The sequence below is a fragment of the Arthrobacter sp. MW3 TE3886 genome, assembly GCF_041262145.1.
GTDB lineage: Bacteria > Actinomycetota > Actinomycetes > Actinomycetales > Micrococcaceae > Arthrobacter.
In genome coordinates this window covers 2,124,766-2,151,589 of record NZ_JBGCAN010000001.1, presented here as the reverse complement: position 1 = coordinate 2,151,589, position 26,824 = coordinate 2,124,766, and the positions used below count along the sequence as shown (strand labels likewise).

Annotated in this window: 23 protein-coding genes and 1 pseudogene; 14 read left to right on the top strand and 10 right to left on the bottom strand. The window is 65.7% G+C overall.

Features of this window, described 5'->3' with window-relative positions; all coding sequences use genetic code 11:
* Window positions 1–12 precede the first annotated feature (12 nt).
* Both ABH915_RS09750 and ABH915_RS09745 read left to right on the top strand, forming a co-directional pair.
* Window positions 13–3,828: a D-Ala-D-Ala carboxypeptidase family metallohydrolase gene (locus tag ABH915_RS09750; RefSeq protein WP_370120413.1), complete on the top strand. Its 3,816-nt coding sequence runs from the start codon at window positions 13–15 to the stop codon at window positions 3,826–3,828.
* Window positions 3,829–5,378: 1,550 nt separating this feature from the next.
* On the top strand, window positions 5,379–6,305 hold the full coding sequence (locus ABH915_RS09745) for an ROK family protein (protein WP_370120410.1): 927 nt from the start codon (window positions 5,379–5,381) through the stop codon (window positions 6,303–6,305).
* A 158-nt stretch (window positions 6,306–6,463) separates the two neighbouring features.
* On the opposite strand, the gene ABH915_RS09740 is transcribed toward ABH915_RS09745, so the two are convergent.
* The 4 genes from ABH915_RS09740 to ABH915_RS09725 form a co-directional block, all read right to left on the bottom strand.
* Complete coding sequence (locus ABH915_RS09740) at window positions 6,464–7,825, bottom strand: phenylacetate--CoA ligase family protein (protein ID WP_370120407.1); 1,362 nt, start codon at window positions 7,823–7,825, stop codon at window positions 6,464–6,466.
* Between the two features lie 19 nt (window positions 7,826–7,844).
* Entirely contained in the window at window positions 7,845–8,417 is a 573-nt protein-coding gene (locus ABH915_RS09735) for a sulfocyanin-like copper-binding protein (protein ID WP_370120404.1), read from the bottom strand.
* Window positions 8,414–8,671 carry an SHOCT domain-containing protein gene (locus ABH915_RS09730; RefSeq protein ID WP_370120401.1) on the bottom strand — a complete coding sequence of 86 codons (258 nt, stop codon included), beginning with the start codon at window positions 8,669–8,671 and terminating at the stop codon, window positions 8,414–8,416. The genes ABH915_RS09735 and ABH915_RS09730 overlap by 4 nt, the downstream gene beginning before the upstream one ends.
* A 182-nt stretch (window positions 8,672–8,853) precedes the next feature.
* Window positions 8,854–9,264 (bottom strand): DUF302 domain-containing protein, encoded by a 411-nt coding sequence (locus ABH915_RS09725; RefSeq protein ID WP_370120398.1) that lies wholly within the window; start codon window positions 9,262–9,264, stop codon window positions 8,854–8,856.
* Between the two features lie 454 nt (window positions 9,265–9,718).
* Between ABH915_RS09725 and ABH915_RS09720 the strand changes: the two genes are divergently transcribed.
* The 5 genes from ABH915_RS09720 (at window position 9,719) to ABH915_RS09700 (ending at window position 13,266) form a co-directional block, all read left to right on the top strand.
* Window positions 9,719–10,252: a hypothetical protein gene (locus tag ABH915_RS09720; RefSeq protein ID WP_370120396.1), complete on the top strand. Its 534-nt coding sequence runs from the start codon at window positions 9,719–9,721 to the stop codon at window positions 10,250–10,252.
* Between the two features lie 132 nt (window positions 10,253–10,384).
* Window positions 10,385–11,008 (top strand): DUF305 domain-containing protein, encoded by a 624-nt coding sequence (locus tag ABH915_RS09715; protein WP_370120391.1) that lies wholly within the window; start codon window positions 10,385–10,387, stop codon window positions 11,006–11,008.
* 75 nt (window positions 11,009–11,083) lie between these two features.
* The gene (locus tag ABH915_RS09710) at window positions 11,084–11,962 is read left to right on the top strand and encodes a F510_1955 family glycosylhydrolase (RefSeq protein WP_370120388.1); all 879 of its coding nucleotides are present in this window, start codon (window positions 11,084–11,086) and stop codon (window positions 11,960–11,962) included.
* Window positions 11,963–12,514: 552 nt separating this feature from the next.
* Window positions 12,515–12,655, top strand: a complete 141-nt coding sequence (locus tag ABH915_RS09705) for an isoprenylcysteine carboxylmethyltransferase family protein (protein WP_370120385.1) — start codon at window positions 12,515–12,517, stop codon at window positions 12,653–12,655.
* A gap of 185 nt (window positions 12,656–12,840) precedes the next feature.
* Complete coding sequence (locus ABH915_RS09700; protein WP_370120383.1) at window positions 12,841–13,266, top strand: hypothetical protein; 426 nt, start codon at window positions 12,841–12,843, stop codon at window positions 13,264–13,266.
* A gap of 160 nt (window positions 13,267–13,426) precedes the next feature.
* On the opposite strand, the pseudogene ABH915_RS09695 reads toward ABH915_RS09700, so the two are convergent.
* The 5 genes and pseudogenes from ABH915_RS09695 to ABH915_RS09675 form a co-directional block, all read right to left on the bottom strand.
* Window positions 13,427–13,471: pseudogene (locus ABH915_RS09695) on the bottom strand (hypothetical protein); the annotation flags it as partial.
* 91 nt (window positions 13,472–13,562) lie between these two features.
* Window positions 13,563–13,784: a universal stress protein gene (locus ABH915_RS09690; protein WP_370120380.1), complete on the bottom strand. Its 222-nt coding sequence runs from the start codon at window positions 13,782–13,784 to the stop codon at window positions 13,563–13,565.
* A 51-nt stretch (window positions 13,785–13,835) separates the two neighbouring features.
* Window positions 13,836–16,343: a heavy metal translocating P-type ATPase gene (locus ABH915_RS09685; protein WP_370120378.1), complete on the bottom strand. Its 2,508-nt coding sequence runs from the start codon at window positions 16,341–16,343 to the stop codon at window positions 13,836–13,838.
* A 74-nt stretch (window positions 16,344–16,417) separates the two neighbouring features.
* The gene (locus ABH915_RS09680; protein WP_370120375.1) at window positions 16,418–16,756 is read right to left on the bottom strand and encodes a heavy-metal-associated domain-containing protein; all 339 of its coding nucleotides are present in this window, start codon (window positions 16,754–16,756) and stop codon (window positions 16,418–16,420) included.
* 156 nt (window positions 16,757–16,912) lie between these two features.
* Window positions 16,913–17,533, bottom strand: a complete 621-nt coding sequence (locus ABH915_RS09675; protein WP_370120372.1) for a hypothetical protein — start codon at window positions 17,531–17,533, stop codon at window positions 16,913–16,915.
* A gap of 393 nt (window positions 17,534–17,926) precedes the next feature.
* Here ABH915_RS09675 and ABH915_RS09670 point away from each other — a divergent pair, with 393 nt between their 5' ends.
* Genes ABH915_RS09670 through ABH915_RS09660 form a run of 3 tightly spaced genes read left to right on the top strand, consistent with a single transcriptional unit; the run spans window position 17,927 to window position 20,740 of the window.
* Window positions 17,927–18,244 carry a metal-sensitive transcriptional regulator gene (locus ABH915_RS09670; protein ID WP_370120369.1) on the top strand — a complete coding sequence of 106 codons (318 nt, stop codon included), beginning with the start codon at window positions 17,927–17,929 and terminating at the stop codon, window positions 18,242–18,244.
* Window positions 18,245–18,263: 19 nt separating this feature from the next.
* The gene (locus ABH915_RS09665; RefSeq protein ID WP_370120366.1) at window positions 18,264–18,488 is read left to right on the top strand and encodes a heavy-metal-associated domain-containing protein; all 225 of its coding nucleotides are present in this window, start codon (window positions 18,264–18,266) and stop codon (window positions 18,486–18,488) included.
* 26 nt (window positions 18,489–18,514) lie between these two features.
* Window positions 18,515–20,740 carry a heavy metal translocating P-type ATPase gene (locus tag ABH915_RS09660; RefSeq protein WP_370124980.1) on the top strand — a complete coding sequence of 742 codons (2,226 nt, stop codon included), beginning with the start codon at window positions 18,515–18,517 and terminating at the stop codon, window positions 20,738–20,740.
* Between the two features lie 44 nt (window positions 20,741–20,784).
* On the opposite strand, the gene ABH915_RS09655 is transcribed toward ABH915_RS09660, so the two are convergent.
* Complete coding sequence (locus tag ABH915_RS09655; protein WP_370120363.1) at window positions 20,785–21,069, bottom strand: hypothetical protein; 285 nt, start codon at window positions 21,067–21,069, stop codon at window positions 20,785–20,787.
* 2,749 nt (window positions 21,070–23,818) lie between these two features.
* Here ABH915_RS09655 and ABH915_RS09650 point away from each other — a divergent pair.
* The 4 genes from ABH915_RS09650 (at window position 23,819) to ABH915_RS09635 (ending at window position 26,772) form a co-directional block, all read left to right on the top strand.
* Complete coding sequence (locus tag ABH915_RS09650; protein WP_370124979.1) at window positions 23,819–25,213, top strand: FAD-binding oxidoreductase; 1,395 nt, start codon at window positions 23,819–23,821, stop codon at window positions 25,211–25,213.
* A 42-nt stretch (window positions 25,214–25,255) separates the two neighbouring features.
* Window positions 25,256–25,519: a DUF4913 domain-containing protein gene (locus ABH915_RS09645; protein ID WP_370120360.1), complete on the top strand. Its 264-nt coding sequence runs from the start codon at window positions 25,256–25,258 to the stop codon at window positions 25,517–25,519.
* A 7-nt stretch (window positions 25,520–25,526) separates the two neighbouring features.
* On the top strand, window positions 25,527–25,907 hold the full coding sequence (locus ABH915_RS09640; RefSeq protein ID WP_370120357.1) for an amidohydrolase family protein: 381 nt from the start codon (window positions 25,527–25,529) through the stop codon (window positions 25,905–25,907).
* A 286-nt stretch (window positions 25,908–26,193) separates the two neighbouring features.
* Window positions 26,194–26,772, top strand: coding sequence for a GNAT family N-acetyltransferase (locus ABH915_RS09635; RefSeq protein WP_370120354.1), 579 nt, complete (start codon window positions 26,194–26,196; stop codon window positions 26,770–26,772).
* The last annotated feature ends 52 nt before the right edge of the window (window positions 26,773–26,824 follow it).

Here is a 26,824-nt window from a genome sequence, read left to right as displayed (position 1 = left end):
GAGGCCACCGACATGCTGCAGATTTCAGGGTTCGAATCACCGTTCGCGGAAGGGGAACCGACGATGGGATCCGAGGGGACGTCGTCGGAGTCCATCTCCACTGAGCAGGTGTTCGACGAGTCCTTCCAGGATGAGCTGCTTCGGTACGGCGAGATCGCACCGCAGACCGAGGACGAGACCTTCCAATCCGGGCTCGAACTCCGGCCGGCTACCGGCGCGACGGGTCCGGGCGAGGAGCACTGGGATCCGACCGGCGCCAACCTCCCGCTTCTCGACACCGGGCCATCGGTCCGGGCGAAGAAGATCTCGGACAACTTCACGGTGGGCGAACTGGTGACGAGCGGAGGCAAGCCGGCCGACATCGCCCGCATCTCACCGGTACTCGTGCAACTGCTGCAGGCCATCCGCGTCCGGGTCGGCAAGCCAGTCAAGGTGACCTCTGGCTATCGGTCCTGGAAACGCAACGGCGTCGTGTATAAGGGTTACGGCAAACCCCCGACCCTGAGCCAGCACTGCGCTGGTAAGGCCGCCGACATCAAGATCGCCGGGATGACCGGCATGGACATCGCCAAGGTCGCCATCGACGTGTGGGGGCCGAAGGTCGCGCTCGGCGTCGGCCCGGACTACGCGCACGTCGACGTGCGCGGGCGCGGCGACAGTTGGACCTACTTCGGCAAGGGCACGCTGAAGAACTCCGCTGCCCTGACCGAACTCGCCCGGTACCGCAAGCAGCACAAGGGCGGAGCCGCGCCTTTCACACCCCCACGCCCGTCCCCCGCGCCACCCGATCCCCTGCCCATCGTCCCCGGCGCGACGACGGGCGGCGGACTCATCGTGCGCAGCGTCCCCTTGCTCGCGAAGCATCGCGGCACCCCGCCGGACCTCGTGCTGGGCTGGAACACCATGGCGAATCCCACTGCCATCGACGTCGTCGTGCATCTGCACGGCTTCAGCGCCAACGCGTCACGCATGCGGATCGACACCGAGATGCGGCGCATCAGCGGGCTAGACCTGGGCTCCCGCACCCGGCCGACGCTCACCGTGCTGCCGCGGGGTGACTTCTACGGTGGCTCAAGCGGTAGGGGCTACGACTTCCCCGCGCTGACGGCCGCGGGCGCCCTCGACAGGCTGGTGGACGATGCCGTGGCCCGCTTCACACGCGCCACGGGTGTTAGCGCGCCCCGGGGGCGGCTCGTCCTGACGGCGCACTCCGGCGGCGGCAAGGCGATGCTTGCGATCGTCGCGCAGAGCGACCCGGACGAGGTGTATGTCTTCGACGCGCTCTACCAGCCGGCGACGGCATTGGCACAGTGGGCAGCGAGGCGGATACCGGCGGGAACCGGAGCGGCGATGCGGGTGTTCTATCGGGCAGGCACCGCCAAGCACCCGGGCACACAGCCAGCGAGCGAGACCCTTGGCAAGACGCTTTGCACACTCCTTGCCGCCGCTCCACCCGCCGTGCGGGCACGCTTCCGCGTCGAGCGCACCACGGTGGGTCACGGAGAGATCCCCGGTCAGTACGGCGGAACGCTCCTCGCGGATGCCGGGTCCGACGTTCCGGACGCGCGGCGCTTTGCTTGCCTGCCCTCCGCGGGCAAGCAAGCGCAGGAGGACAGGTGGAGCGAAATGGCGGCCCCGGACTGGGAGGAGTGGGCCGAATCCCCTGTCGCGGAGGCCTGGGAGGGGTCCGGATCGCAGGAACAACCGGAGTTCTGGGATCAGCTCACGGCCGAGGATGAGGACGGCGATTTCGATGCCGCAGAGGTCGCTTCCGGTGAGGCACACGAAGCAGTCGAGGCTGGTGAAGACGAGGCCTCGTGGAGGGAGCACACTGAGGCATCCGGTTCCTGGAACGACAGCATTGAGTTCCACCCGGCCCCACGCGACTCGCAGTACTTCGGGTCGGAGCCCGAGGACCGGTCGTCGGAAAAGCCCGGGCTGGAGTCATTCAAGCCCGAGGCGATCGGCGCAGAAACGTTCGAGCCCGAGGCATTCGACTCCGAAGCGTTCGCGTGGGAGGCTCTCGAGCCACCGCAGCCAGAAAACCTCCACCGGGAGGCGGTCTTCTCCGAGGCCTTTGAACCAGAGGAGCTCGACGCGGAGTATCTCGTTCCGGCTGGTGACCAGTCCGAAGCGCCCGCCGAGGGGACCTGGACGGAGGATCGTGCCGAGAGCGTGGCCCGGGAGTCCGAGTCCGCAGCTGAGTCCGCCGCCGGGACCGGTTTCGAAGACTTCGGCGTCGCAGCCTCCTCCGCGGAGACTCCCGGTGCATCGGTCGTCTTCCCGTCCGGATATTCTCTCCCGTACGCGGCCCCCACCGCCGCATCCGATCCTGCCCACGCCGATCCTCACGCCACCGGTCTGCCGTTGCTCGCGATCGCCCCGGAATCGCTCGGCCGCGCCCTCTCCAAGAACTTCACCGTGAAGGAGCTGGCCTCCGCTGAAGGAACCCCGTCACCCATCGCTCGTATCTCCCCCGAGTTGGTTCGCGTGCTCCAGGCGATCCGCGACAAGGCCGGCCGCCCCGTTCTCGTGGACGCCGGCTATCGGCCGAGCGGATTCGCCTCGGCGGGCGCGGACACCGAGAGCCGGCACACGTCCGGACAGGCAGCTGACATCCGCGTCTCCGGCATGCCGGGAGAACAGCTGGCACAGCTAGCCATCGACGCGGCCGGCCCGGAGCTCGCTATCGGGGTCGCCTCCGACGGCATACATGTTGACGTCCGCGGCTCGTGGAAGCTCTGGACGATCATTCCAGGGCAGGCCGGCGCGGAGACGATGAACCGAATAGCACTCCACCGCACGAAGTTCGCACCACTATCGCCTAAGCCGTCCGCGCCGGATACACGCTTCTCCGTCGTGAAGCGCAGTGTTCTCGCCACGTCGGATCAGGCCGAACGCGTTCGCCTGCTCGAGGCGGGAATCACATTCGCCCGTGGTCGCGCCGCCGCTGAGCGCGCGAATGCAGGTAAGGCGACGAGCGTTACTGCGAGGACGCGCGCGACGATGATGGCCGAGACCGGGATCGGAACGCCCGCTAGTCCGCATCCGACGCTTGACGACAACGTGCTGTTCGGGCGGGTCAGGGACGACCGCGTCGAGGACGCGTACCGCGCCTGGTTCGAGAATCCCAGCCAGTCCGCCCCGCCCTGGATCCTCCTCGGCGTCTGGGCGAAGGAGGGGCTGACCACCCCGCCCGTCGGTCCCCGCGTACGGGGAAACAACGCCGCGGACGCGCGTTCGCTCTGGCGCTCGGCGTTCTTCTTCGTGAACATGGGCACGGACCATTTCGTCAAGACGATCGCCGTGCCGGGCAAGGACAACGACATCGCGCGGGGTCCCGGCTCGGGCGCCCAGCACGACACGGTCTTCCGCGCGGCCGTCGCAGCGCAGGTAACGGCCGGACGGCTGCCGCGTAACATCGCTGCGGAGATCGATGGCGAGCTCACTGTCACCGCGGTCCCCGGGGCGCCGGGCGAGTTCACCGTCATTGCATCCCGTCGGTTCGCCGTGCTCTCGCTGATGCTCGTCGACGCGTTCTGGCGGGAGACCCAGGAGGCCGCGACAGCCGAAGTGAAGCCGAGGCCTCGCCCGCTCGACCTTCTGGGCATGACCTACATGCGGTGGAACATGCGTACCAGCAGCTGGCGCGAACTGCTGCGGCGCGACATGACGAAGAACCGCGACCCCGACGGAACGGTCCCGACTCTGGCTATGTGGGCGTTCCACCGCCGGCTTATCGCCGGCCAGTTCACGGTCCCGCGCGCCAATGCCCTCCGCGCCCGCCTCAACTTCGTGGTGTTTCGCTCGGTGTATGAGGGCGACTGAGGGGGCGGACCGTCAAAGGGCACTGCAGTCAGTGAGTGCCCTGCTGGACTCCGCGCCGCAACAGGGATTAAAAGTCTTGTTCCCCAACGATCCATGGCTGGAGGGAAGCACCGCGTGACGATGCATCTGAAAGGATGCTGTACACAAACCCGTTCAGGTAGAGAGCAACGGGGCGTGACGCATAATCCGGCCGGGGGGCAAACTGCCCTTAATCCGGTCTATTTCAAATCCGTTCAATGTCCTCAATGTACGGGGCCAACCGTGGACTTTTCCCCCATCCGGCAGCCTACGAATGCTCGCAGCTCACTGAGAGTATCCGCACAGTTTCTCGCGGTACTGTTCTTGATTGGTTTGACTTGCGTCTCCGCAATTGGGTCGGAAACTGCGGCCGGTTCCCCAGCAGTTACGCCCGAAATCGCTGTCACGAGTTCCGCTACGCCGAAGACACCCGGCAAGCTCTGGAAGCCCCCGGAGACAGCCCCAACCAATGCGGGCGTACTGCGGGTCGATTTTCAGCCGTCTTGTTCATCTCTCCACTGCACTTTCACTCCGAAGTCAACCTATCCCCCGGGCACAATATGTACATTCGATCAGAAGGATAAGTCGCCCATTGTGGAATTCCGCTGCCGTGACGGTTTGAATGTTGATTTCGCTCCCCAGAATGCTTGGCATTAAGCAGGTTGCGATCGGACTCGCAGGAGCCGCCGATCAGACCTACAACCTCGTACTGAGCCCGGGGCCGCCTGACCCTCCCGCCTCACCCACTCCGTCATTCGAACCAACCGAGCCGACACCGGGTGATCCCAGCGAAGGCGCGACTGACCCAGGTTCGATGCCAACCGAGGCGACATCAGCGCCGACCCCTACGTCCGGTAGCACCAGCACGACGGATGCGGGCAACGCAACCAAGAGGTATCTGGACCAGTGTCTCGAAGGCACTATCGCATACTCACCACCGTCGTCGATGGAACAGGGCCGACGGGATGAGTTCGTCCTCCGTGTGGCCCTAAAGGACTCCATCAAACGGCCCGAAGCAGGGCTGCCTTCAAGCGGACCCGTCGTTACTGCCCACCCCAAGCTGTGCGCACTCATGCGTGCCGATCTAACTGGCGAAGCATTCGATATTGAGCGCCGGGGCAATACATCCGGCGTGATTGCGTTACCCAGCGATGAAGTCGGCGAGTGGGGCTGGTACATCACCCCTCGCCAACCTGGCCGCCACAAACTGGAGCTCCGCTTGTTTGCACCAATTCCAGGTACTGAGGGCGAATTCGAAGTAAAAACATACGAGGCAGACCTTGAGGTAAGTGTTGGGTTCCTATATGCAGTGGGCGAAGTAGTTGACAAGTGGGCCGCTCCCCTGGGGATCACGATTCCAGTGGTCCTAGGAGCGGCTGGAGCGATATACCTTCGAGTGCGACGTAACCGATACAAGCCTCAACATTCCGTGGGCGCTGAATAGCCATCGGTACAGCTTGGCTCAGGCCCGTCGTCACCGTACGGCACGACCCGGACTTCACCGAGGTCCACCTCGGGTTCAGCGGCCGGCCATGCTCCTGGCGGACGAATACTTCCACTTGGCGGCCAGGCTCTGGGCACGTGGCGCCGGCGCCGGCGCCGGAGCCGGATCCGGATCCGGTGTCCGGCCGGGCAATCTGATCTACCTCAACGGTGGCGCCAGCGGCATCGGCGGCGGGATCATCGCCGACGGTCACCTGCTTCGGGGGGCCTCCGGCTATGCCGGGGAACTCGGCCACACCTTTGTCCGCTCGGGCGGCACCACCTGCCACTGCGGCGCCACGGGCTGCCTGGAAACCGAGGTCTCCCAGTCCCGCCTCCTGGAACTTGCCGGCTTGAGCAGCGGCGACACCGCCGACCTTGAGAAAGCACTCGGGAGCAGCAACAGCGCCGGGCTCAGCGACGAAGTCGCACGCCAGCTCACCTACCTGGGCATAGCCCTGCGCAACGCTGTGAACATTTTCAACCCCGACGCAATCGTCCTTGACGGCTTCCTGGGAACCCTGCACACGCTCGCCCCGGAGGCACTGCACGCAATGCTGCAGTCGCAGGCGATGGACGGCCCCGCTGGACAGGCAAAAATCCACCGTGCAGCCCTCGGCTCCGACCTGATGATGATCGGAGCCGCGGAACTGGCCTTCACCCCATTCCTGGCCAATCCCGCCAGCCTCGGCAAGGCAGCAACTGATTACGTCCGTGCAGACATCCGCCCGTTCGTTAATGGTCTGCTCGAGCGGATTCCCAACGGCACATCAACCTGGCGCGACAAGGCGCCCGAAGTATCCGCGACAGACTTCCGCTCATCCCACCCCAGTGAAGATTCCGTTGAGTTTGGCCTTGACTGCCGCCTTAACCCCGTCATGGGATTGGCCGTCGCCCACGAGCTCGCGAACGCCGGCCCGACGGGCAAAGTCGCCATCATCAGTGTCGATGGCCTACCGAAGGACTTCAGGGCGTAAAGTCCGGCGAACTCACAGCCACCGTGGCGCAATACCCCTACCGACCGCGGGACCTCGAATACGTCGTCGGAGCACTGCAACATCGGGCATTTTCGCGGGGTGGCGCTTAGGGCGGGATCCTGGCCACCCGGCGGCAGGGAAGCCAGGCGGGACTGCGGTCAGGACTTGCGGGGCAGTCCGCGCACGAGCGGCGCTTTGCCCAGGGCTGTGCGCTCAACGCTCTCAACAAGGCGGATGTCCAGCTGCGTCCCCACCACGCCCGATGACGCGAGGGCAGCGGCCAGTTCGGAGCGGATGCGATCGGCTGAGACGTCCTTCGCCATGCCCGCAAGGAGCACGCGCAGCGCGGAGGGTTCCTGGATGACTTGCCACCCCGCGACGGCGGCCTCGTCCAGGACATTGTGAAATACATTCGGGTGGACACTGACCGGGCCCTCCCGACCGGGTAGGAGCAGGACGTCCTCCACCCGCCCCTCTACCGTTTTCAGCAAAGCGAAGGACCGGCCGCACGGACATCCCTGGCCGCCGATTGCCACCCTGTCGGACATTTCGTAGCGAATGAGCGGCAGCGTTCTTGAGAACAGGACCGTCACCAGCAGCCGGGTGCCGACGGTCCCCAACGGTACCGGCCCCCCGGCCTGATCGACGGGTTCAACGATCACCAGGTCCTCGTACACGTGACTGTTCCGGTAGGAACACGGGGACGCGATGCCTGCCGTCTCGGTCGCCGCGTAGACGTCGAACGGCCGGCTGCCCCAGGCGGCTTCCATTTCGGCCGCCGCCTGAGCGCTAAGTACCTCGGACGCGGACATCACAGCCTCAGGGGCAATGGCCAGCCTGCCGGCGCGCTGTTCGGCGGCCAGGGGCCGCAGCGCGGAGGCATACCCGACCAGGCTCCTGGGCTGGAAGTCGTTGAGGGCCGCGACCGTTTCCTTCATGGGGGCGGTCACGTCCAGGCGGAGGGTCGGGACCAGGCGGGAGCGCAGGGAGGCCCCGACGACGGCGGACTGGTGCGTCGGGACACGGGAGCTGACCACCGCGACTTTCAGCGGCCGGCTCAGCCCGGCGGAAATTCCGGCCCAGTCATTGGCACGGGCGTAGGAGGCCAGGACGGTGCCCCATTCGGACCGGTCCCAGATGAAGATTCCACGGCGGCCGGTCGTGTCCGCTGTGGCGGCAGCCCACCACCGCCCTTTCCACGGGACCCCCGGGTCCCCGCCGGTTTCGCTCAACGTGTGCAGATGGTCCTCAACATCTGCCAGTCTCAGACCGGGCACCGTGACGGCCTGATCGAACTTCGCCATCAGTTCCGCCTTGGTCACCACCGGCAATTGCTCCAGCGGGGCATCCAACAGACCCGCATGATGCCTTCGATAGAACTCTGATCCCGAGTAGGCCACGCGACGCAGTTCCCGCAAAGCCTGTTCCTGATAGCCGGCAATCTGACCGGCATCCCACCGGTCCCTCCTGCGCCAGGCAACCCGCAGGCCCAGCAGGCGTGACAGCAAGGCGATGTCCATGGCCGCTATGTCCGTGGGACTAGTTCACCGTGAGCTGGGTGTACATGCCGGCAGCGTAGTGGCCGGAGAGGTTGCAGACCAGTTCATACCGCCCTGGCGGCAGCGTGACGGTGACCCAGCCTGACGCGCCAGGCAGGATTCCTTGCCCGGCGCCGTCGGCGCAGGTGTTGGACGCTTCCCCGATGGTGCCAGACTCATCGATTTTGGCGTCCCCGCCGATTGGGCGGGTGCCGGCGATCTGGTTCTCAGGAAGAGGAAGGATGACCAGTTCATGACTGATGGTTCCCCCATTGGTGACCAGGAAGGACACCGTGCCGTGTCCCACCGCGCTCCGGTCTGCCGTCATCCGCATGGCACCGCCCATCATGCGATTGGGCCGACTCATCATGGGCCCGCCCATGTTGGTCAGCGAAACGCCGACGACCGGCCCGGGAAGATTCGGAGCCGCGCACCGGGCCCGGGACAGAAAGCCGGGACCCCCGGGATTCACAACGCTACCGACGACGCCGACCGCCACGAGCGACAGTGCGGTCAGAAGAATCACGGATGCGATCCCGAGGATGACCTGACCGCGGAGCGAAGGGGTCTTCATTCCTGGCGCCTGAGCGCCGCGCGCTTGGCAGTGAACTCCTGCTCGTCGATTTCCCCTCGGGCGAAGCGCTCACTAAGAATACGCTCGGCGTCGTGGTGCGGCGGCCGTGGTGCGGCCGGTCCCTCACCCGGATGTGGACGCCTGACCAGGAGCACAACGACGGTTACGACTCCGCCCCAGAAAATCAGCATCAGCAAGGCCATGGCCACCCATGCACCGATACCCCAGCCATTGCCGTACCAGCCATCCATCATGATCAGACCTCCTCTTGTGAAGCTACGTTCGGGCCGCCTCCCGGAACAGGGCATTACGGCCCGGCGGGTGGTACATCGTCGCATCATGGGCCGGGGCGGCCAGCCGGGCTCCGATGCGCACGGGGAGGCCGCGGTGGCCGTTGCGCTTCCCGTGGTCATTCGGTCCGGAGGCCGGCCGGGAATCAGGCGGTTTGGAGCTCTTTCAGCGCGGCCTGGAGGCGGTCATCGGCTTCGGCGGCGACCAGGGCGACGGCCGGGGTGTCGCTGAGCCGGACCATAGTCTGCGGGTCGATTGTCTGGATGACGGTCGCGTCGGCGTCGCGGCCGCGCCGGATGACGACATTGCAGGGAAGGAGCAGTCCCATGTCCGGTTCCGCGGTTAGAGCGCGCTGGGCCAGGGCGGGATTGCATACACCCAGGATGAGGTAGTCGCCCAGGGCCTGTCCGCTCTCCTCCCCGAGCTTGGTCTCGAAGGTTGAGCGGACATCGATTTCGGAGAGGACCCCGAAGCCCTGGCCGGCGAGTGCCTCCCGGGTCCGGCGCACCGCTTCTTCATAAGGCAGGGCGACGGTAATGGTGTGTGCGTAGCTCATGGCTAGGCTCCTTCAAGTGATTTTCAATGTGAGTCCCTGGCGCCGCATCGCCGTGGTACCGGATCTCGATGAGGCCCTTCCATGCCTCCCTGCCCCGGCAAAGTCTGCGCTGACCGCCTGCGGTCGTCACTTCAGAGACTACAATAAAATACCCGGAGGGGTATACGAGATCTTTAGTACCTGCGATTTCGGGAAAGAAAACCAGGACGTTGTCAAGGAGCCGACGTCGCCCACGTACGATACGACCGATACCCGGCCTGGGAACGCCGGTCGGCACTCTGAACCGATCTCTGGCACGTTCGGAGTTGCTGAAGTCCGGGATCGGAAGCAATTCCTGGATCCGCAAGGTCAGTGAGGCCCTTCCATGACCGGCCCCGCTGGCGGCCCGGCCAATGCTCAGCCTGTAGCCTTAACCTGTCTAACGTCCGCCACCGTTATCCGGAGGGAGAATGCCATGGCCGCAGCGTTCGTGGACCATGCCGCTACCGCCCTTCGCCGCGGATTCCTGCTGGTGGGCCTGCTGGCCATCGTGGCTGGATTCCTCGGGATGCACATCATGACCGGAATGCATGGCGCCCATGCCACCACTGCGGTGACATCCTCCGCGGAAGCCGCGGGGCCGTCCTCGCGGCCGGAGACCAACCTCGCATCCCATCCGGCTGCCCATGCCCCGCACGCCGGCACAACGGCCCATGACTCCATGGCCCCGGCCGCTTCGGCCACAGCCGGTCCCGAGCCGTCGGGCAACACCAAAGCTGCTGCACCGTCGGCGTCGTGCGTATGCCAATCGAGCTGCACCGACCCCGCGTCGATGCATTCGGCCTGTGTGCCGTCGGCTGCCGTGACCTCCCTGGCCGCGCCCCCACCCGGCATGGCACCGGACTCACTGCACAACCCGGACACGCCCGGCGACGCCGCCGCCGTCCGGGCGTACTCCTATCTCCCCGCAAGTCCTTCGCCGGGCGATCTGTCCATCAGCCGGACGTAAGAACGGATCGCGCCGTGTCGTGCCCGGCGTCCCTCCTTACCCCGACACGCTCCACCCCGTTCTCCGGCGGCGCGGGCGTGTCATCCGCAGGCGTGCCACAACGCCATTTTGATGATTGAAGGACTTGACCCCATGAAGAAAACCCTGACCGTTTCTGCCACAATTTCTGCCTTCGGCATTTCCGCCGCCATTGCCCTTGCCGGCTGCGCCGGCACCTCCGGAAGCACACCCACCAGCACCATGCCGGGCATGGGCAGCGGCGGCATGGGCATGGCGTCCAGCTCAGCCCCGGCAACCGCGGACCACAACGCGGCAGACACCATGTTCACCCAAGGGATGATCCCGCACCACGCCCAGGCCGTGGAAATGAGCGACATGATGCTCAAGAAACAGGGCATGGACGCGCGGATCACCGCCCTCGCCACCAAGATCAAGGCCGCCCAGGCACCGGAAATCGAAAAGATGACGGGCTGGCTCCACACCTGGAACGAACCCACCCAGATGGCGTCCGGCCACGGCATGGGCGACGGGATGATGGGCGATGAGGACCTGAAGAAGCTCGACGCCGCCCAGGGCACCGACGCGGCCAAGCTGTTCCTGGCCCAGATGATCGCCCACCACGAGGGCGCGGTGATGATGGCCAAGACCGAAACCAGCCAAGGCAAGAACCCCGACGCCATCCAGCTGAGCAAGGCGATCGTGACCGCCCAGGAAGCCGAAATCCAGGAGATGAAGGACCTGCTGGCAGGCCTCTAACCCAGCAAACCGGGCCCCGGTCCTTGCAGGGACCGGGGCCCTCCCCGGATTTATCCACCACACCTGGAGCTCACCTTGATCGCCTCATCCCTCCGCCGGGCCCGGGCCGCGGCTGCCGTCACGGCCGCCGGGCTCATCGTGCCCCTGGGCGCCTGCACCCCGGCCACCACCGGCCTCGCATCATCGTCCCCAGCCGACAGCGTCTCCGGGCTTCCCGGCAGTCATATCCACGGCATGGCCGTCAACGACCAGACCGGACAGATCCTTCTCGCCACCCACGAGGGCCTGTTCGACATCTCCCACACCCCTGCCACCAAAATCGGCCCGACCAACGACCTGATGGGCTTCACCACCGCTCACGACGGCGGGATCTTCTACGCCTCGGGGCATCCCGGCAAAGACTCCACCCTGCCCAACCCGGTCGGCCTGATCAGATCCGGCGACGGCGGCGAAACCTGGGAGCAGCTCTCCCGGCAGCAGGAATCTGATTTCCACGCCCTGACGACGACGAAAAGCGGCATCGTGGCCTTCGACGGAACGCTGATGACCAGCCCGGACGGCAAAAACTGGACAAAAGTGGCCGCCGGCTTCACCCCGGCCGTTCTGGCCGGAAACGCCCACAGCGACACCGTGCTGGCAACGACCCCACAGGGCCTCCACAGGTCCACCGACGCCGGAACCACCTGGACGCTAAACAACTCCGCGCCTGTCGTGCAATACGCCGCATTCGCCAGTACCAACGACGTCGTCGGCGTCCAACCCGACGGCAGCGTCCAGGTCTCCGCCGACAGCGGGGCCACCTGGTCCTCGAAGGGACGCATCAGCGGCAGTGTCCAGGCCATCGCAGCGGTCAAGACACAGGACGGCACTCTCCGGATCTGGGCAGCCACGGACGCCGGGGTCGAAACATCGGCCGACGGCGGCGCTACGTTCGCCCCGTACCAACCCGGCTGACCCGGTCCGCGGGCTCCTCGCTGGCTGCCTGCAGAACGGAGATAGTGCGGGGGATTCGTGCTCGTAGCATTCTCTCTAGGAGGACAAACGTGAACAACGACGAGCCAGCCCCGACGGGAGTCCCCCCGGTCATGTCGTGGATCTTGCTCCTAGCTGGTCTGGGGTTGGTAGCGCTTGGCGTGGTTGAGCTCGTCGCAGAGGGCAGGCGCTTCCCGGGAACAGACAACGTAATAGTGGGAGCCCTTGGGGTTTCGCTCTCGGTTTGGATATATCGACGAAGGCCGCGACCAAGAGATCGGATGTGAGCCGCCACCCATCGCATGTCTTGGCTTGGCTTGCGCGGCGGAGAGATGGCTGATTCCACAGCCTGCCGGACCGTCCCCAGATGGACTTTGTGTCTGGCCGCCAGCGCGCGGGCCGAGAGGCCCTCGACCCGGGCGTCCCTTCGGATCTGCGCTAACAACTCCACTCTCTCGGATCCATCCAGACCAGCCTTACGCCGCATCCATCCACTGATGAATCCAACGTTGAAGGCGGGGCCACATATACCTCGTGGTCATCTACCTGCGGCTGGCCCGAAGTGAGGAGAAGGCCATACTGGCCGAATTCGGTGACGAATACGCGGCCTACCGCCAGGAGGTGCCCGCGTTCATCCCCCGCCGCCGGCACCGGCACCGGACCATCCAAAGCTGAAACACAGGACCGTGCACGAGCCGGATGCCCTAAGGGACGACAGCCAGGCCCGGGCGAAGGGGGCGGGGACGCCCCGGCGGGGACGCCCCCGCAAACTCCTGCCACGAGGGGCCGCCGGCACCCTTGAACCCTCCAACGGGGCGGATCATCCTTGAGTGCAACCGGAAACCGCAAAGGAGACTGACATGAGCCACCACGGGGATCCAAACGTCGAGACCGCGGTCCGAACGGCAGGCCTGATCGCCGCCCTGACCTACATCGACAACGTTGGCTTCCATGGCATCGCCACCAGCCTCACGGGGACAGCGCCACGGATCGACCGAAGCTGGCCGGGCTTGATCCGCAATTCCTGGACAGCGGTCGCGGCCGTCGACTGTCCGAACGAACTCCAGACCCTTGCCGAAAGATTCGCCACAGCAGCACAACGACTGGCGGCCGCGCTCGACCAGCGCGACCTAAGCGCTACCGCGGAGCCTGCCCAGGAACTGCATGTTGCATACCACGCCCTGAGCGACGCCGGCTGGGCTTACCTCGCACAGACCGCCGGCATCCCGGAAGAAGACAGGACCCCACACCACCACGACCACGGCACTCCGCCCGCGGCGCACTAGCTCCATGCCTGAGGCCCGCCTGCATCCTCATGATGCCCCCGCACCGATCATTCGCAGGAGGGTTTGGCGGCCACCGGCCGGTGTGGGGTTGGGGCCGTGCGCGGACCACGAGCACGGCGCAACCGGCGTGGTGCACTATCTGCGTTGACACGGATCCGAGCAGCAGGCCGGAGAATCCCCCGAGCCCACGGGAGCCGACGACAATGAGATCCGCATCTTTGGACGCCTTCAGGAGTACGGTAGCGGCCGGACCCTAGGTGACTTCACCGGTGACGGCCACACCTTCGGCGTCGACTTCAGGGCATCGGTCTGCGCTCTCCGCGCCACCTGTTCGAAGATGTCAGGACCCACCTCAGCCCTTCCATACCGACCGTCGCTGGCGGGTACTCCCACGCCGTCACGGCACGGACATGACCGTGGCGCAGCCGGGTTTCGCCGACGGCCCATTCGAGGGCCGTGCGGGACTCGGCTGAGCCATCCACGCCAACGGTAATGCTAAAAGTGTCGTTGCCGCTCATCAGCGGAACCTTTCACTCGAAGCCCAGACTGAGCCCGCCACAGCGGTGTCCCTAGCGTCCCGCCGCCGGGGCCAGTGGACGGGGTACTGAGACAGGGGCTGCACCGGGTGGGCCGGAGCGGGGCAGCCGCAGCCTCTTCAGAAGGAGTGCGTTGACGGCAACGAGGAAGCTGGAGCCTGACATGGAGAGCGCGGCGATCTCGGGACTGAGAACCACTCCGGCGAAGGCAAAGACCCCGGCGGCAATCGGAAGGGCAATGGCGTTGTAGCCGACGGCCCAGCCGAGGTTCTGACGCATTTTGCGCAGGGTTCCCTTGCCGATCCGCAGTGCGATCGGCACGTCGAGCGGATCGGAGCGCATCAGCACGACATCGGCCGTTTCAATCGCCACGTCGGTTCCGGCGCCGATGGCGATGCCGAGGTCCGCCTGGGCCAGGGCCGGGGCGTCGTTGACGCCGTCTCCGACCATGGCGACCTTCTTCCCCGCCTGTTGCAGTTCGGCGACCTTGGCGGATTTGTCGCCCGGGAGCACCTCTGCGATGACGGTATCGATGCCAAGCTGGGCGGCGATCCGCTGTGCGGTGGCCTCGTTATCGCCGGTGAGCATGACGACTTCGATGCCGGCCTCGTGGAGGGCTGTGACGGCGGCGGCCGCCGTGTCCCGGGCGGCGTCGGCGAGGGCGATGACCGCCGCGGCGCGCCCGTCGACGGCGGCGAGCACCGCGGTGCGTCCCGTCGAGGCCAGGTCATCACGGACCGCGGCCAGCGCGCCCAGGTCGATCCCCTGATCCGCCATGAGCTTCCGGTTTCCGACCAGGATTCTGCGCCCGTTCACGGAGGCTCCGGCGCCGTGGCCGGGCACGTTCAGGAACTCCGAGGCAACCAGCACAGGCGCACCCCGTTCGCGTGCATACCGGACGACGGCGGCGGCCAGGGGGTGTTCGGATTCCTGCTCCACGGCGGCGACGAGTGCCAGGAGTTCGGTTTCGTCGATTCCATCGACGACGACGTCGGTCACCTCGGGTTCGCCCTTCGTCAGGGTCCCGGTCTTATCCATGACCACGGTGTCGATCCGGGCCGAGGTCTCCAGGGCCGTGGCGTTCTTGAACAGCACCCCTCGTTTGGCGCCCAGTCCGGTGCCGACCATGATGGCCGTCGGTGTGGCCAGCCCCAGGGCATCGGGGCAGGTGATGACCACGACCGTGATGGCGAACAGCAGGGCGGTCTGCACTCCGGCGCCGACGGCGAGCCAGACCGCGAATGTCACAGTTCCTCCGATGAGGGCCACCAGAACCAGCCAGAACGCGGCCCGGTCGGCCAGGCGCTGCCCGGGGGCTTTGGAGTTCTGGGCCTCCTGGACGAGGGCGACAATCTGGGCCAGGGCGGTGTCGGCGCCGACCTTGGTGGCGCGGACCCGCATCGTGCCGGTGGTGTTGATCGATGCCCCGATCACCTCCGAGCCGACCGTCTTGCTGACCGGGAGGCTTTCGCCGGTGACCATTGATTCATCGACCTCGGACTGCCCTTCCTCGACTTCGCCGTCGACAGGGATTTTTGACCCGGGGCGTACGAGGAGTAGATCGCCGGTTTGGACCTCGGATGTGGGGACTTCCACGGCCTCGCCGTTGCGGATGATGACCGCGACCGGTGGGGCCAGTTCGAGCAGAGTGCGGATGGCCTCGTTGGCTCCGCCGCGGGCGCGCATTTCAAACCAGTGGCCCAGCAGAACGAAGGATGTCAGGACGGTGGCAGCCTCGTAAAAGACCTCGCCGCCGCCGGTCAGTGTGACCCCGAGGCTGTAGAGCCAGCCTGCACCGACGGCGATCGCGACCAGCACCATCATGTCCAGGGTGCGGGCCTTCAGGGCCCGGTAGGCGCCGTCGAAGAAGATCCATGCGGAGTAGAAGATCACGGGCAGGGAAAGGATGAGCGCCATGACGTCGTCGCGGAGGCCGAACGGCGTCGGGGCGGTGAAGCCGAGCATGTCGCGGCCCATCGGGGAGTAAAGCGTCACGCCAACAGAGAGGATGGCGGCGACCAGGAACCTGTTGCGCATGTCCTTGACCATGTCATCCATCGACATTCCGCCGTGGTGTCCGCCGTGGCCCATCATCTCCTGTGGGCTGCGGGGCGCGGGCCCGGGAGCGTGCACGTGGCCGGGCATAGCCATGCCGGGAGGCATCTCCTCATGACGCGTGTCCGTCACCGCCTTCGCGGACGGGGCGTGGGCAGCGTGACCTTCAGGCTCGCCGTGGTGGTGCCCGCCGGCGGCCGGGGCGGCGGTTGGCGGCGCGGCTGCCGGCTCCTCCAGGGGGTAGCAGACGTGCTCCGGCACTGACTGTCCACGGCAGTGGTAGCCGCAATCGATGATCCAGCCACTGATCTGCTCAACGGAGGTCCGGGACGGGTCGAAGGTGACCGTGGCCGTTTGGGCGACTGCGTTCGCATCCACTGCGGTGATGCCTGGTTGGCCGCCGAGCACTTTTTCGATGATTGCTTTGGACGTCGCCCATTGCAGACCCTGGACTTCGACCGTTGTGCTTTTGAGTGTCTGTGGCATTGCTACTCTCCCGATATTGATGACAGGCATCAGGGACGCCTGGGCGGCCCGTGGATCCAGAAGGCCGGAATGGCCTAGCTCCGGTGCAGGCTGTATCCGGCCTTCGCCACGGCTTCTCTGACATCGTCCAGCGAGAGTCGCGAACGGCTGTCGACGGTGACCGTGGATGTCTTGCCCGGAGTCAGGGAGACGCGAACATCCGTGACGCCGGTGACCTTTTTCAACTGGGTGGTCACTCCCGCGGCGCATCCTACGCAGGTCATGCCCTCAACCTCGTAGTCGGTCACGACGATGGAGCCGGTGTCCTTTTGAGGGCGGCCGATCTGCAGCCCGGACGTCGGTGCCGGGGCGCAGCAGGAGCAGCCGGACGTTTCGGCGGCAGGAGTCACTGGGGTGGAGGAAATATCGCTCACGATTCAGTCCATTCATTCGCTGTCAAGGAACGGGACCGCTCGGTGTGCAGCCCCGCGGGACCTTCACTGCGTGTGAACCTGGCGGCTCGGACGCGACTTTCCGGTACACTCAAACTATACCCCCCGGGGGTATCAGTCAAGGACTCTTGAAGCCTATTAACCACACAGGCACGGCCACCTCGCGCATGCCCGCGGAGCGGCGGCCTGCAGCCCAGTATGGAGTCGTGCCGGCCCTGCCGTCAGAGGCTTTGGCCCCCGCCGGAACATGCCGGTTCCATCGGCGTCAACGATCCCGCCGGTCTCCCAAGGTGGCGCCTCGACTGCCTGCGAAGCCTGGCGCAGGATCAGCCGCAGCAAAATGATGGAAAGTCCGGACAGGAAAAGCAGGCTTCGGATCCAACCGCCCAGGGCTTCAGCAGCCTTGACCCGAGCCGGATCGGGCGGCGTTTCAAGGTCGTAGATTGCCGACGCCGCCCACAGCTGGTAGCGGACGACCTCTCTGCGGAAGATGACCCAGATCCCCGCGAACAGCATCAGCCCATCTCCAAGTCCGACGGAAAATCCTCCCTCCGCCGGAGCGACACCCATCTCGGGGACCAGAATGATGTAAAGACCAACGGCAGCCAGGACGGCGCCAGCCGCGAGCAACATCCGGCGGCGCAGGACGGGAACGGCATCACCATCCCGCTCCGGGCGGGACCGGCTGGTCATGAGCCCGATGGCTACAGCCAGCACCAAGAACGATCCACCGAACAGGACAGATAACGGTTCGCCCACGAACAGACCTCTTTGCCGACTAGTGTGGCCAGAATACAAGGGGCAGCGGCGCCATCACCATCCCCGGATCCCTCGAGACGCCATCGAAGCCCGCCCGGCGACCCCTACGACCTCACCGCGGGAACTGCAACCCGGAGGCTTTCCGGAGTTGCAGTTCATTTTGGGCCGCGCGCGACCGCTGCAGACCTTTCCTCACAGAGCATTTCTGGTGCGCGGATTTCGGCGGTTTTCGACGCCGCGCGGCGTTGCGGGCACGCCCCGCCGTCGATCGCACTCCCCTGCATGCCTGCCCTGCCCGCGCCAACGCGAAGGCATTCCCGCGAATACCCCTAGGGGGTAATGGACTTTATACCCCGAGGGGGTATAAAGTGTTGCCATACCCGAGGAGAAGCCATGAGCGAAGCCACTGACGCCACCGCCGCTCTCGTTGCGGAGCACGGTTACGCCTCCGACAAAGCCGCCTACCTGAGAAGGCTCAAGCGCATCGAAGGCCAGGTTCGGGGCATTGCCCGGATGGTCGATGAGGATGCGTACTGCATCGACATCCTGACCCAGGTCGCGGCCGTCAACAAGGCGCTGCATGCAGTCAGTCTCGGACTGCTGGAAGACCACATCGGCCATTGCGTCGTCAACGCCGCGGCCGAGTCACCTGAGGCGGGCGGGGCGAAAGTCAAGGAAGCAGCAGACGCCATCGGACGCCTGCTGCGCTAGGACAAGTAGGAGAATCACCATGAGCGTCAACACCACCGTCAGCATCTCCGGCATGCACTGCGGCCACTGCGTGTCCTCCGTCACCGAAGAGCTCCAGGAGCTTGAGGGCGTCCAGGACGTCGCCGTCGACCTGAACAAGGATGGCATTTCTGTAGCCACCATCACCTCAGCGTCTGAACTTAACCCGGAAGAAATCAGCGAAGCCATCGCCGAAGCGGGTTACACAGTCGTGGGCGGGGCGTAAGAGTGGAGACAGTATCCCTGACCAACATGCGTGTCATCGAGCTGGATATTCAGGGAATGACCTGCGCCTCCTGCGTGGCGAGGGTTGAACGTAAACTCGGGAAACTCGATGGCGTCCAGGCTGTCGTCAACCTGCCGCTTCAATCCGCCCACGTCACCGCGCCCGACTCCGTCACGGACCAGCAGATCCTCGACACTGTCACCGCCACTGGCTATTCAGCCCGCCTGAAAGCAACAGCGACGACCAGCGACCTGGACGACCAAGGCAGCGAGGCCCACATCGCCGGCGCCGAACCCGCGGCGGCCGCGGCACTGCGGCCCCGGCTGCTGCTCGCCGCCGCCCTCACGCTGCCTGTGCTCATCATCTCCATGGTTCCTGCCGCGCAGTTCCCGCACTGGGGCTGGTGGGCGTTTGCCCTCAGCCTGCCCGTGGTCACCTGGGCGGCGTGGCCCTTCCACCGCGCCGCCGCCATCAACGCCCGGCACCTGGCCTCCACCATGGACACGCTCGTCTCCATCGGCGTGGGCGCGGCCTTCCTGTTTTCCACCTGGCAACTGCTGGCCGATCCGTCCCTGACCGAACACCCGGGCATGGACATGAGCCCCCACGCCCTGTACTTCGAAGTCGCCGCCGTCGTCACCACATTCCTGCTGCTGGGCAGGTACCTGGAGGCGAACGCGAAACAGCAGGCAGGAAATGCCCTGAAGGCGCTGCTGAATCTGGGAGCCAAGGAGGCCACCGTAATCCGCGACGGCGCCGAGGTCCGGATACCGGCGGACCGGCTGCAGCCCGGAGACGTCTTCCTCGTCCGTCCTGGCGAAAAGATTGCCACCGACGGGTTCGTCGTGGACGGGCAAAGCGCAGTCGACACCTCACTACTCACCGGCGAATCGCTTCCCGTGGACGTCAGCGTGCACGACACAGTCATCGGCGCCACGATCAACACGAACGGCCGGCTGCTGGTCAAGGCAACCCGCGTCGGCAGCGAAACCACTCTCGCCCAGATGGGCAAGCTGGTCAGCCAGGCACAAAACGGAAAAGCCCCCATCGCCCGGCTGGCCGACCGCATCAGCGCGGTGTTCGTCCCGGCAGTCCTCGCCATCGCAGCAACCACATTCACCATCTGCATGCTCTCCACCGGCAACCCCCAGACCTCCTTTACCGCCGCCGTCGCGGTGCTGGTTATCGCCTGCCCGTGCGCTCTGGGCCTCGCCACCCCGACGGCCCTCCTGACCGGAACCGGCCGAGGCGCCCAATTGGGAATCCTGATCAAGGGCCCCCAGGTCCTGGAAGACACCCGCACCGTCAACACCATCGTGCTGGACAAGACCGGAACGGTGACCACCGGGCGACTGTCTGTCGCGGGAGTCCACAGCTTCACCCGCACCGGCGAAGACGAAATCCTCGCCCTGGCCGGTGCCGTCGAAGCCGCCAGCGAGCACCCCATCGCCCAGGCCATCGCCCGCGCGGCCCAAGACAAGGGCCCACTGCCGCCGGTGACCGGCTTCGACAGCGCACCAGGTGGCGGCGTCCGCGGCACCGTCGATGGCCACCGTGTGGTCGCCGGAAGGGCCGGGTGGCTGCAGGCCAACGGCATTGACCTCGAGGACGACCACCTCGGCTCGCTGCAGGCGCTGGAGCGTGGAGGGGCCACCGCCATTTGGGTCGGCGTGGACGGAGAAGCCGCGGGAATCATCAGTTTGACCGACACAGTCAAGGCCGGTTCGGCAGCCGCCATCAGCCGGCTCAAGGCATTGGGGTTGCGCCCGATCCTGCTGACCGGAGACAACGCCGCCGCGGCTTCCGTTGCGGACGAGGTGGGCATTCCGGCCGAAGATGTCATGGCCAACGTGTTGCCGGAAGGCAAAGTGGAGGCCGTCCGGGCTCTGCAGGCCGAGGGAGCCATTGTGGCGATGGCCGGGGACGGCGTCAACGACGCCGCAGCCCTGGCCCAGGCCGACCTGGGCATCGCGATGGGCAGCGGCACGGACGTTGCGATCGCCGCAGCCGACCTCACGGTCATGGGCAATGACCTCGGCCAGGTGGCCCAGGCCATCGAGCTCTCGCGTCGGACCCTCGCCACGATCAAGACCAACCTGTTCTGGGCTTTCTTCTACAACGCCATCGGGATCCCGGTCGCCGCCTTGGGGTTGCTGAACCCTATGATCGCCGGTGCCGCAATGACGGCCAGCTCTGTCCTGGTCGTGAGCAACTCGCTCCGCCTGCGCCGCTTCGCCGCCCTAAAGAAGTAGGGGCCGGCCCTGCAACGGTCCGCCCCGCGGCAACGCAGGGCGGGCTAGATATTCCCGCCTTCCTGGTAAGTGATCAAGACAATCGCGGAAGCAACGTATTGAACCATCGGATGGCGGCTGGGCTGTGCGGGCGGACTCGGGACAACCGCCGGAATGGAAGTTATGGCGTGCGTCCCCGATTCAATGGACCAGAGTCTGCTGCCTTCCTCTTCCAAAAGGCTCAAGGTGCCGGCGAGAGAGTCATCGAGCATTCTCTGGAGTGCCATCATCGCTTCGGCGACGGTAAAGAAGCCATCGGTGGCGACGACAAGGGATTGAGTTTTGGTCATGACAAGGGACTTTCCGTAGACCCACGCGAACACAGCGCGTGGCGTGCATGATCTGAGAAGTGGCTTGAGGCGCGCGACGAGGAAGTAGCCCAGCAGGAGAGACCGAGGGGCGTTCCCGGAGCACTCCGGGAAACGCGCACACGACGGGACGGTGGCGCCACCCATCGTGATGCATGCCCAACCAGGCCAGTCGGCCAGAAGGAGGCATCTTCCGGGGCTGTTTAAACTCCCGCCTGACCTTCGTTGCACTCTCCATCTCGCGGACAGGCCAGCGCCAGCCCCACCGAACGGACAGGTCTCAAAAAGGGACTCCGGACCGGGTCAAAGTCAACGAGAGTCACGTCCAGCAGGACTGGCAGCCACCTGCCAGCTAAGCACCAGGCCAGCCACCAACCATTAGAGAGTCAACGCGACATCTAGACTGGGCGACGGCACAGGGCGTAGTCTGTTGCTCCGTCGCCTCTGGGGGGATTACCGGATGAAAAGCAGCCTGCGGGATCGTTGCGGTTCGGCCGCTCGCCCACTCATGCTTGCCGCGTTCCTTGCCTTGGTTTGCCTCGTGTGGGGTGCCGCAACTGCCGACGCCGCGCCGTCCGGGCCGGCCTCGGGGCCCACGGCCGTGGTTCTACCCGAACCCGGCTTGCCCCAGCACGATCCCGCTCCCCGGGACAAGTCCTCGGCCGCAGCCCCACCGGTGACGCATCCCCTTCAGACCGTCTCCGCACGGGCGCTGCCTGCTGTCAGCGGATTGCCGGGTACGTCCAGCGCCGGCCCGATCAAGGATGTGCCGCTTCCTGCCGCCCCTCCGGCTGGGGTGATAGCGGCTCCCTCCGTCTCTGCAGATCCGGTTGTGAACCAGGCACCACCTGCTGTCGCAACCGTAGCCACGCGCGTCGCCCCCGTCGTTAACCAGGTTGCGCCGGTTCTCACACATGCCGCACCGGTCATCCATCAGGCTGTAGAGGTCATCGACTCGGCCTCCGGGGCCGTCCCGGTCCAGCTCCCCCTCCCCGAAATCGCGCCGATTCCGGTCACGCTCGCGCTCCCCGAAATCGCGCCGGTCCCGGTCCAGACGCTCCCCCTCCCGGTCCAGCTCCCCCTCCCCGAAATCGCGCCGGTCCCGGTCCAGCTCCCCCTCCCCGAAATCGCGCCGATTCCGGTCACGCTCCCGGATTCAAGCGGCAAGGTCGTTACCCCGAGCGCTCGGCCGGCCGCTGCCCCGGCCACTCACGCGCGCGCCGCAAGGCCTCAGCCAGCCTCGGCAGGCCCTGCCCCAAAGGCTGCGGTCTCGGGTCCCGGACTCGCGCAGCTCCGGTTTAACGCCCCTGCGCTTGGGGCGTTGTCGGCCGTTGCCGTCTATTTCGCACCTTCCTCTGGCCCGGAGGCCACTCTGGACGCAGAAGTCCTGCTCTGGCAGGCCGCCGCCCAAGGCTCCTCGGGTTCCTCGACTTCCGGACTCGGCGGCGGCGGCGCCCAAGCGGCCGGAGACGCCGCCGGATTATGGAATCCCTGGGAGGCGCGCAGTAGCGCTCAGGCGCCGGACCTGGCGCAGGCGCCGGTGACAAGTCCGTCCTTCGACCCTGGATCATCCCCTGACTGAATAGGCCCTCTCTGCCCTCCCACGGGCAGACAACGGCCACCGACGCCCCTCGGCGTTCGGATTCAAAATTCAGTCAGGAGAATAACCATGCCCATCCACGCCCCCTTCCTTCATGCCGCTTCCGCTGCCGCCCACCGCGGCTCCGTCTCAGGCCACACACCCGCCCGAGTCGGCAACTGGCCGGACCCGATGCGCAGCCGGTTCCGCGTCGGCAACTGGCCGGACCCGATGCGCCCTTCGTGCCCTGCTTCGGGCAGCTGACCCAAGCGGCCGCTAGCCACCGCTCCCAGCACCACCGTCCCGTGGTGCTGGGAGACGCGGCGCGACCCCGGCATCCCTGTGATCCGGCAGTTTTCGTAGGGTCAGTGTTCGAACTGGGTGCTTAAACAGTGGAGGGGCGCTCTGAGCTGGGCAATAGTGGCTATAGAAGCCGGACGACGCGATGGCGCCTTCGTTTCCGCTCATCCACGCCCGACTGACCGTGGCCTTTGAAGCCGCCATCCGTGACGCCCCAGGGACCCGAGAACGCCCCAGGCGGAAGATCAGGCCCAGGCAGTCCTGTAGATAGTCGCGTCGAGGAATGGCCAGGTATGAAGGTTTAACCAATCCAAGACTGCCCGGAAGAAACTCCGGGTCCCACACACCTGTGTCCCAGGAGTTCTGGCTGCCGACAGGGACGACCATGAGGATTTGACCCCAAGTCTCAGCAAGTCATGCAGTTCCAAGCACTCCCGGCCATGAAGTACGCAGCAACACCGCTGTCCAGGCCAAGAGAAGGAGCCGCCAGAGCGCAACGACCACCGACAAGAATGGGCCCCGCAGGGGCCCATCAGAGGAGATTTGTACACATTCAGAGGCTTACAAGCCCCTGAACAGGGAAAACACGTGCCCGAGGTGGGACTCGAACTGCATTCCCTCCCCCACAATCACTGGACTCCCGCCCAAACATGCGGAATCCGAGCCGATCCGGCCCCGGTACGACCCGACCCGTATTGATGCCGCTGACCGAACTGAAGTCCTCTCAACGCGCTACTCCGGTCTGCGCTCAGCCGCTTCGTATGATGCTCAATTCCCGCAACCTCCAAACTCTTGTGACTTCCTCCGAACGTGTGGGAATCTGCTTGAAGTAGAGAGAGGTCCGTGAGTCCAATGGCACAGGGCAGGGTGATCGACGGCGGTGCTGTCGATCAACTACAGACATCCTTTCGGGGTGAACTCGTCCGTCCGGATGACGCCGGTTACGACGAGCACCGCAAGGTGTGGAACGGTTCGATTGATCGCCGTCCCGCGCTCATAGCCCGCTGTACCGGCGTCGCAGACATACGCGCTGCCGTCCGGCTCGCCCGCTCGCAGGACCTGCTGGTCGCCGTGCGTGGTGGCGGTCACAGCTTCCCTGGTCTCTCAGTGTGCGACGACGGCATGGTCATCGACCTCGGGCTGATGAAAGGGATCCGAGTGGACCCCGAGGGGCGAACGGCACGTGTTCAGGCCGGCGTGCTGCTCGGCGAGCTCGATCGCGAGACGCAGGAGTTCGGCCTCGCCGTTCCTTCGGGAATCGTCACCCATACCGGGCTGGCCGGCCTCACGCTCGGCGGTGGAATAGGTTGGGTCATGCGCAAGTACGGGCTCACGATCGATCAATTGCAGTCCGTGGACGTGGTCACCGCCAACGGCGAGCTGGTCAGGGCCAGCGAGGATCAGAACGCCGACCTCTTCTGGGGGGTGCGCGGCGGCGGGGGCAACTTCGGCATCGTTACCGAATTCGAGTTCAAGCTCAACCCTGTGGGTCCGTACGTTATGGCGGGTCCGGTGTTCTGGCCCATGGAGGATGCCGCGGAAGTCCTGCGGTTTTACCGCGATTGGATCGCAGACTGCCCCGACGAGCTCATGACGATCGCCGTGCAGCGAAGGGCTCCGGCCCTGCCGATCGTCCCGCCCGACCTGGTCGGCAAGCTCGTCGTGGCGGTCGTCGCCTGCTACGCGGGACCGGTCGAGGACGGTGAACGAGTCGTGCGGCCGCTCAAGGAATTCGGTTCGCCTGTGCTGGATCTTTGCCGGCCGAAGCCTTTTCTGGAGCATCAGAGGATGTTTGATCCGTCGTTCCCCCACGGCTGGTCCTACTACGTTAAGTCCTGTGACGTCGCATCCCTCGACGACGACGTCATCGACATCGTCGTCGAACGCGGCAGGCGCATCACCTCGCCGGTCACCAGCGTTGCCCTGTGGCAGATGGGCGGAGCGGTGGGGCGGATCGACGACGGCGCCACCGCGTTCAGTGGCCGCCAGGCAGGGTTCACCTTCAACATCAACGGCAACAGCAAGACCTCCGATGGCTTCGACGCTGAGCGCCAATGGGCTCGTGACTATTGGTCCGCCCTCGCGCCCCACCACACCAGCGTCTACGTGAACTTCCTTATGGAAGAGGGTGAGGAGCGGGTCAGGCAGGCGTACGGGGCTGGTAAGTACGACCGGCTCAAGGCACTCAAGCGCAAGTACGACCCGACGAACTTCTTCACTCTCAACCAGAACATCAAGCCCGGCTGACTTTCGCGGACAGATCCAGGAAGCCTTGCCTACTCCAGCGCCGTGGAGTTCTTCGCCGAACTGCTGGCCCAGTCCTACGTCCGAGAAGTCAGCGAAGGCGCAACCTTCGCCTGGTGCCCCGAGTCGTACAAACACCCCGAAGCGCTGATCCGCATGGAAGCAATCTGGCGGGCACGGGAACACCTGCGCCCAGAGCCGGCCCTCGGAGTCAGCACGTGGTGGCTGAACCACGCCGACCCGCACATGCGTGGCACGTTTGCGCGAGTTCGGGCTGAAGGCGATCCCGGCGTTGTCTTATGCGCATAAGCCTGGCATGGCCCGGTGGCTTAATGGCTGGAGTCTGGACTTCTCTCGGCGCGTTCCGGAAGCGTTGCACTGCGCCACCCTCTACCCCGAGCCTGATGTGGGCCAGTATGTACGCGAGGCCTTGGACAGTGGCGCACGACTGTTCAAGGTCCACGTCAAAGTCGGTGGGTTCGCTCCCGAGAGTCCGCTCCTTGACGAGGTCTGGGAAGCACTAGAGGCTTCGGCGGTCCCGGTCGTGATCCACGCCGGGTCGGCTCCACTGGCGGGGGCCTTTACCGGACCTGAACACGTTGGTCGCCTGTCGGCCAAGTTTCCTGGGCTGGTGCTGGTGATCGCGCAGATGCCCGAGCGTCGAGATGATGCGCACCTTCCAGGACGAACACCCTGAGCTGTGGGCGGAGGACATCGCAGAGTAATCAACAGCAGAAAGGAGCAACGGTGAAATAGGTCACGACCATGCCAAAGCCATCGTGTGCCGCGCAGTCGGAACAGTAGCCGGCCAGCCAGGAGCGCACTGAGCGGCCCGACCGTAGACCTCCCGGCGGACCAGGGCCTCCAGCCAGCGGGCGATGGCGCACGAGTGGCAGCACTGCGGTTCCTCGGAGCTCGTCCAGCGACGGCAGTTCAACCGTAAATCGATGTGACGGATCTTCCCCCGGTGCGAGAATGTCTGCATGCGCACCTTCCTGGAGACCGAACGACTGCTACTCCGGCAGTTCACCCCCGACGATGCCGGACTACTCGTGGAACTGGACAGCGATCCGCGCGTGATGCGGTACATCACCGGCGGAATCCCCACCTCCCGGGGCGAAATAGAAGGTGACTTCCTCCCGGCATTCCTCGACTACTACCAGCGCTTTCCCGGCTACGGGTTCTGGGCCGCGCTCGAGAAGACGACCGGGGAATTCCTCGGCTGGTTCCACTTCCGGCCCGGCCCCGACGATCCACAGGATCAGCCGGAACTGGGCTACCGGTTGTGCCACGCGGCTTGGGGAAAGGGGCACGCGACGGAGGGATCGCGGGCCCTGATCGCGAAGGGGTTCACCGAGTTCGGGGTGCAGCGGGTTGTGGCCTCGACCATGGCAGTAAACACCGCCTCCCGAAGGGTGATGGAGAAATCCGGGATGCGCCTCGTGCGGGCCTTCGTCGCCGACTGGCCGGTGTCCGTCCCGGGCGATGAGCACGGTGACGTCGAATACGCGATCACCCGAGATGAATGGGTGGCTGACGATTCCCGCCTTCGTCCCCAGTGACCCGCTTGCATCAGTCAGCCGGACGTAAGGACCCCACAGCGAGGTCCACGAT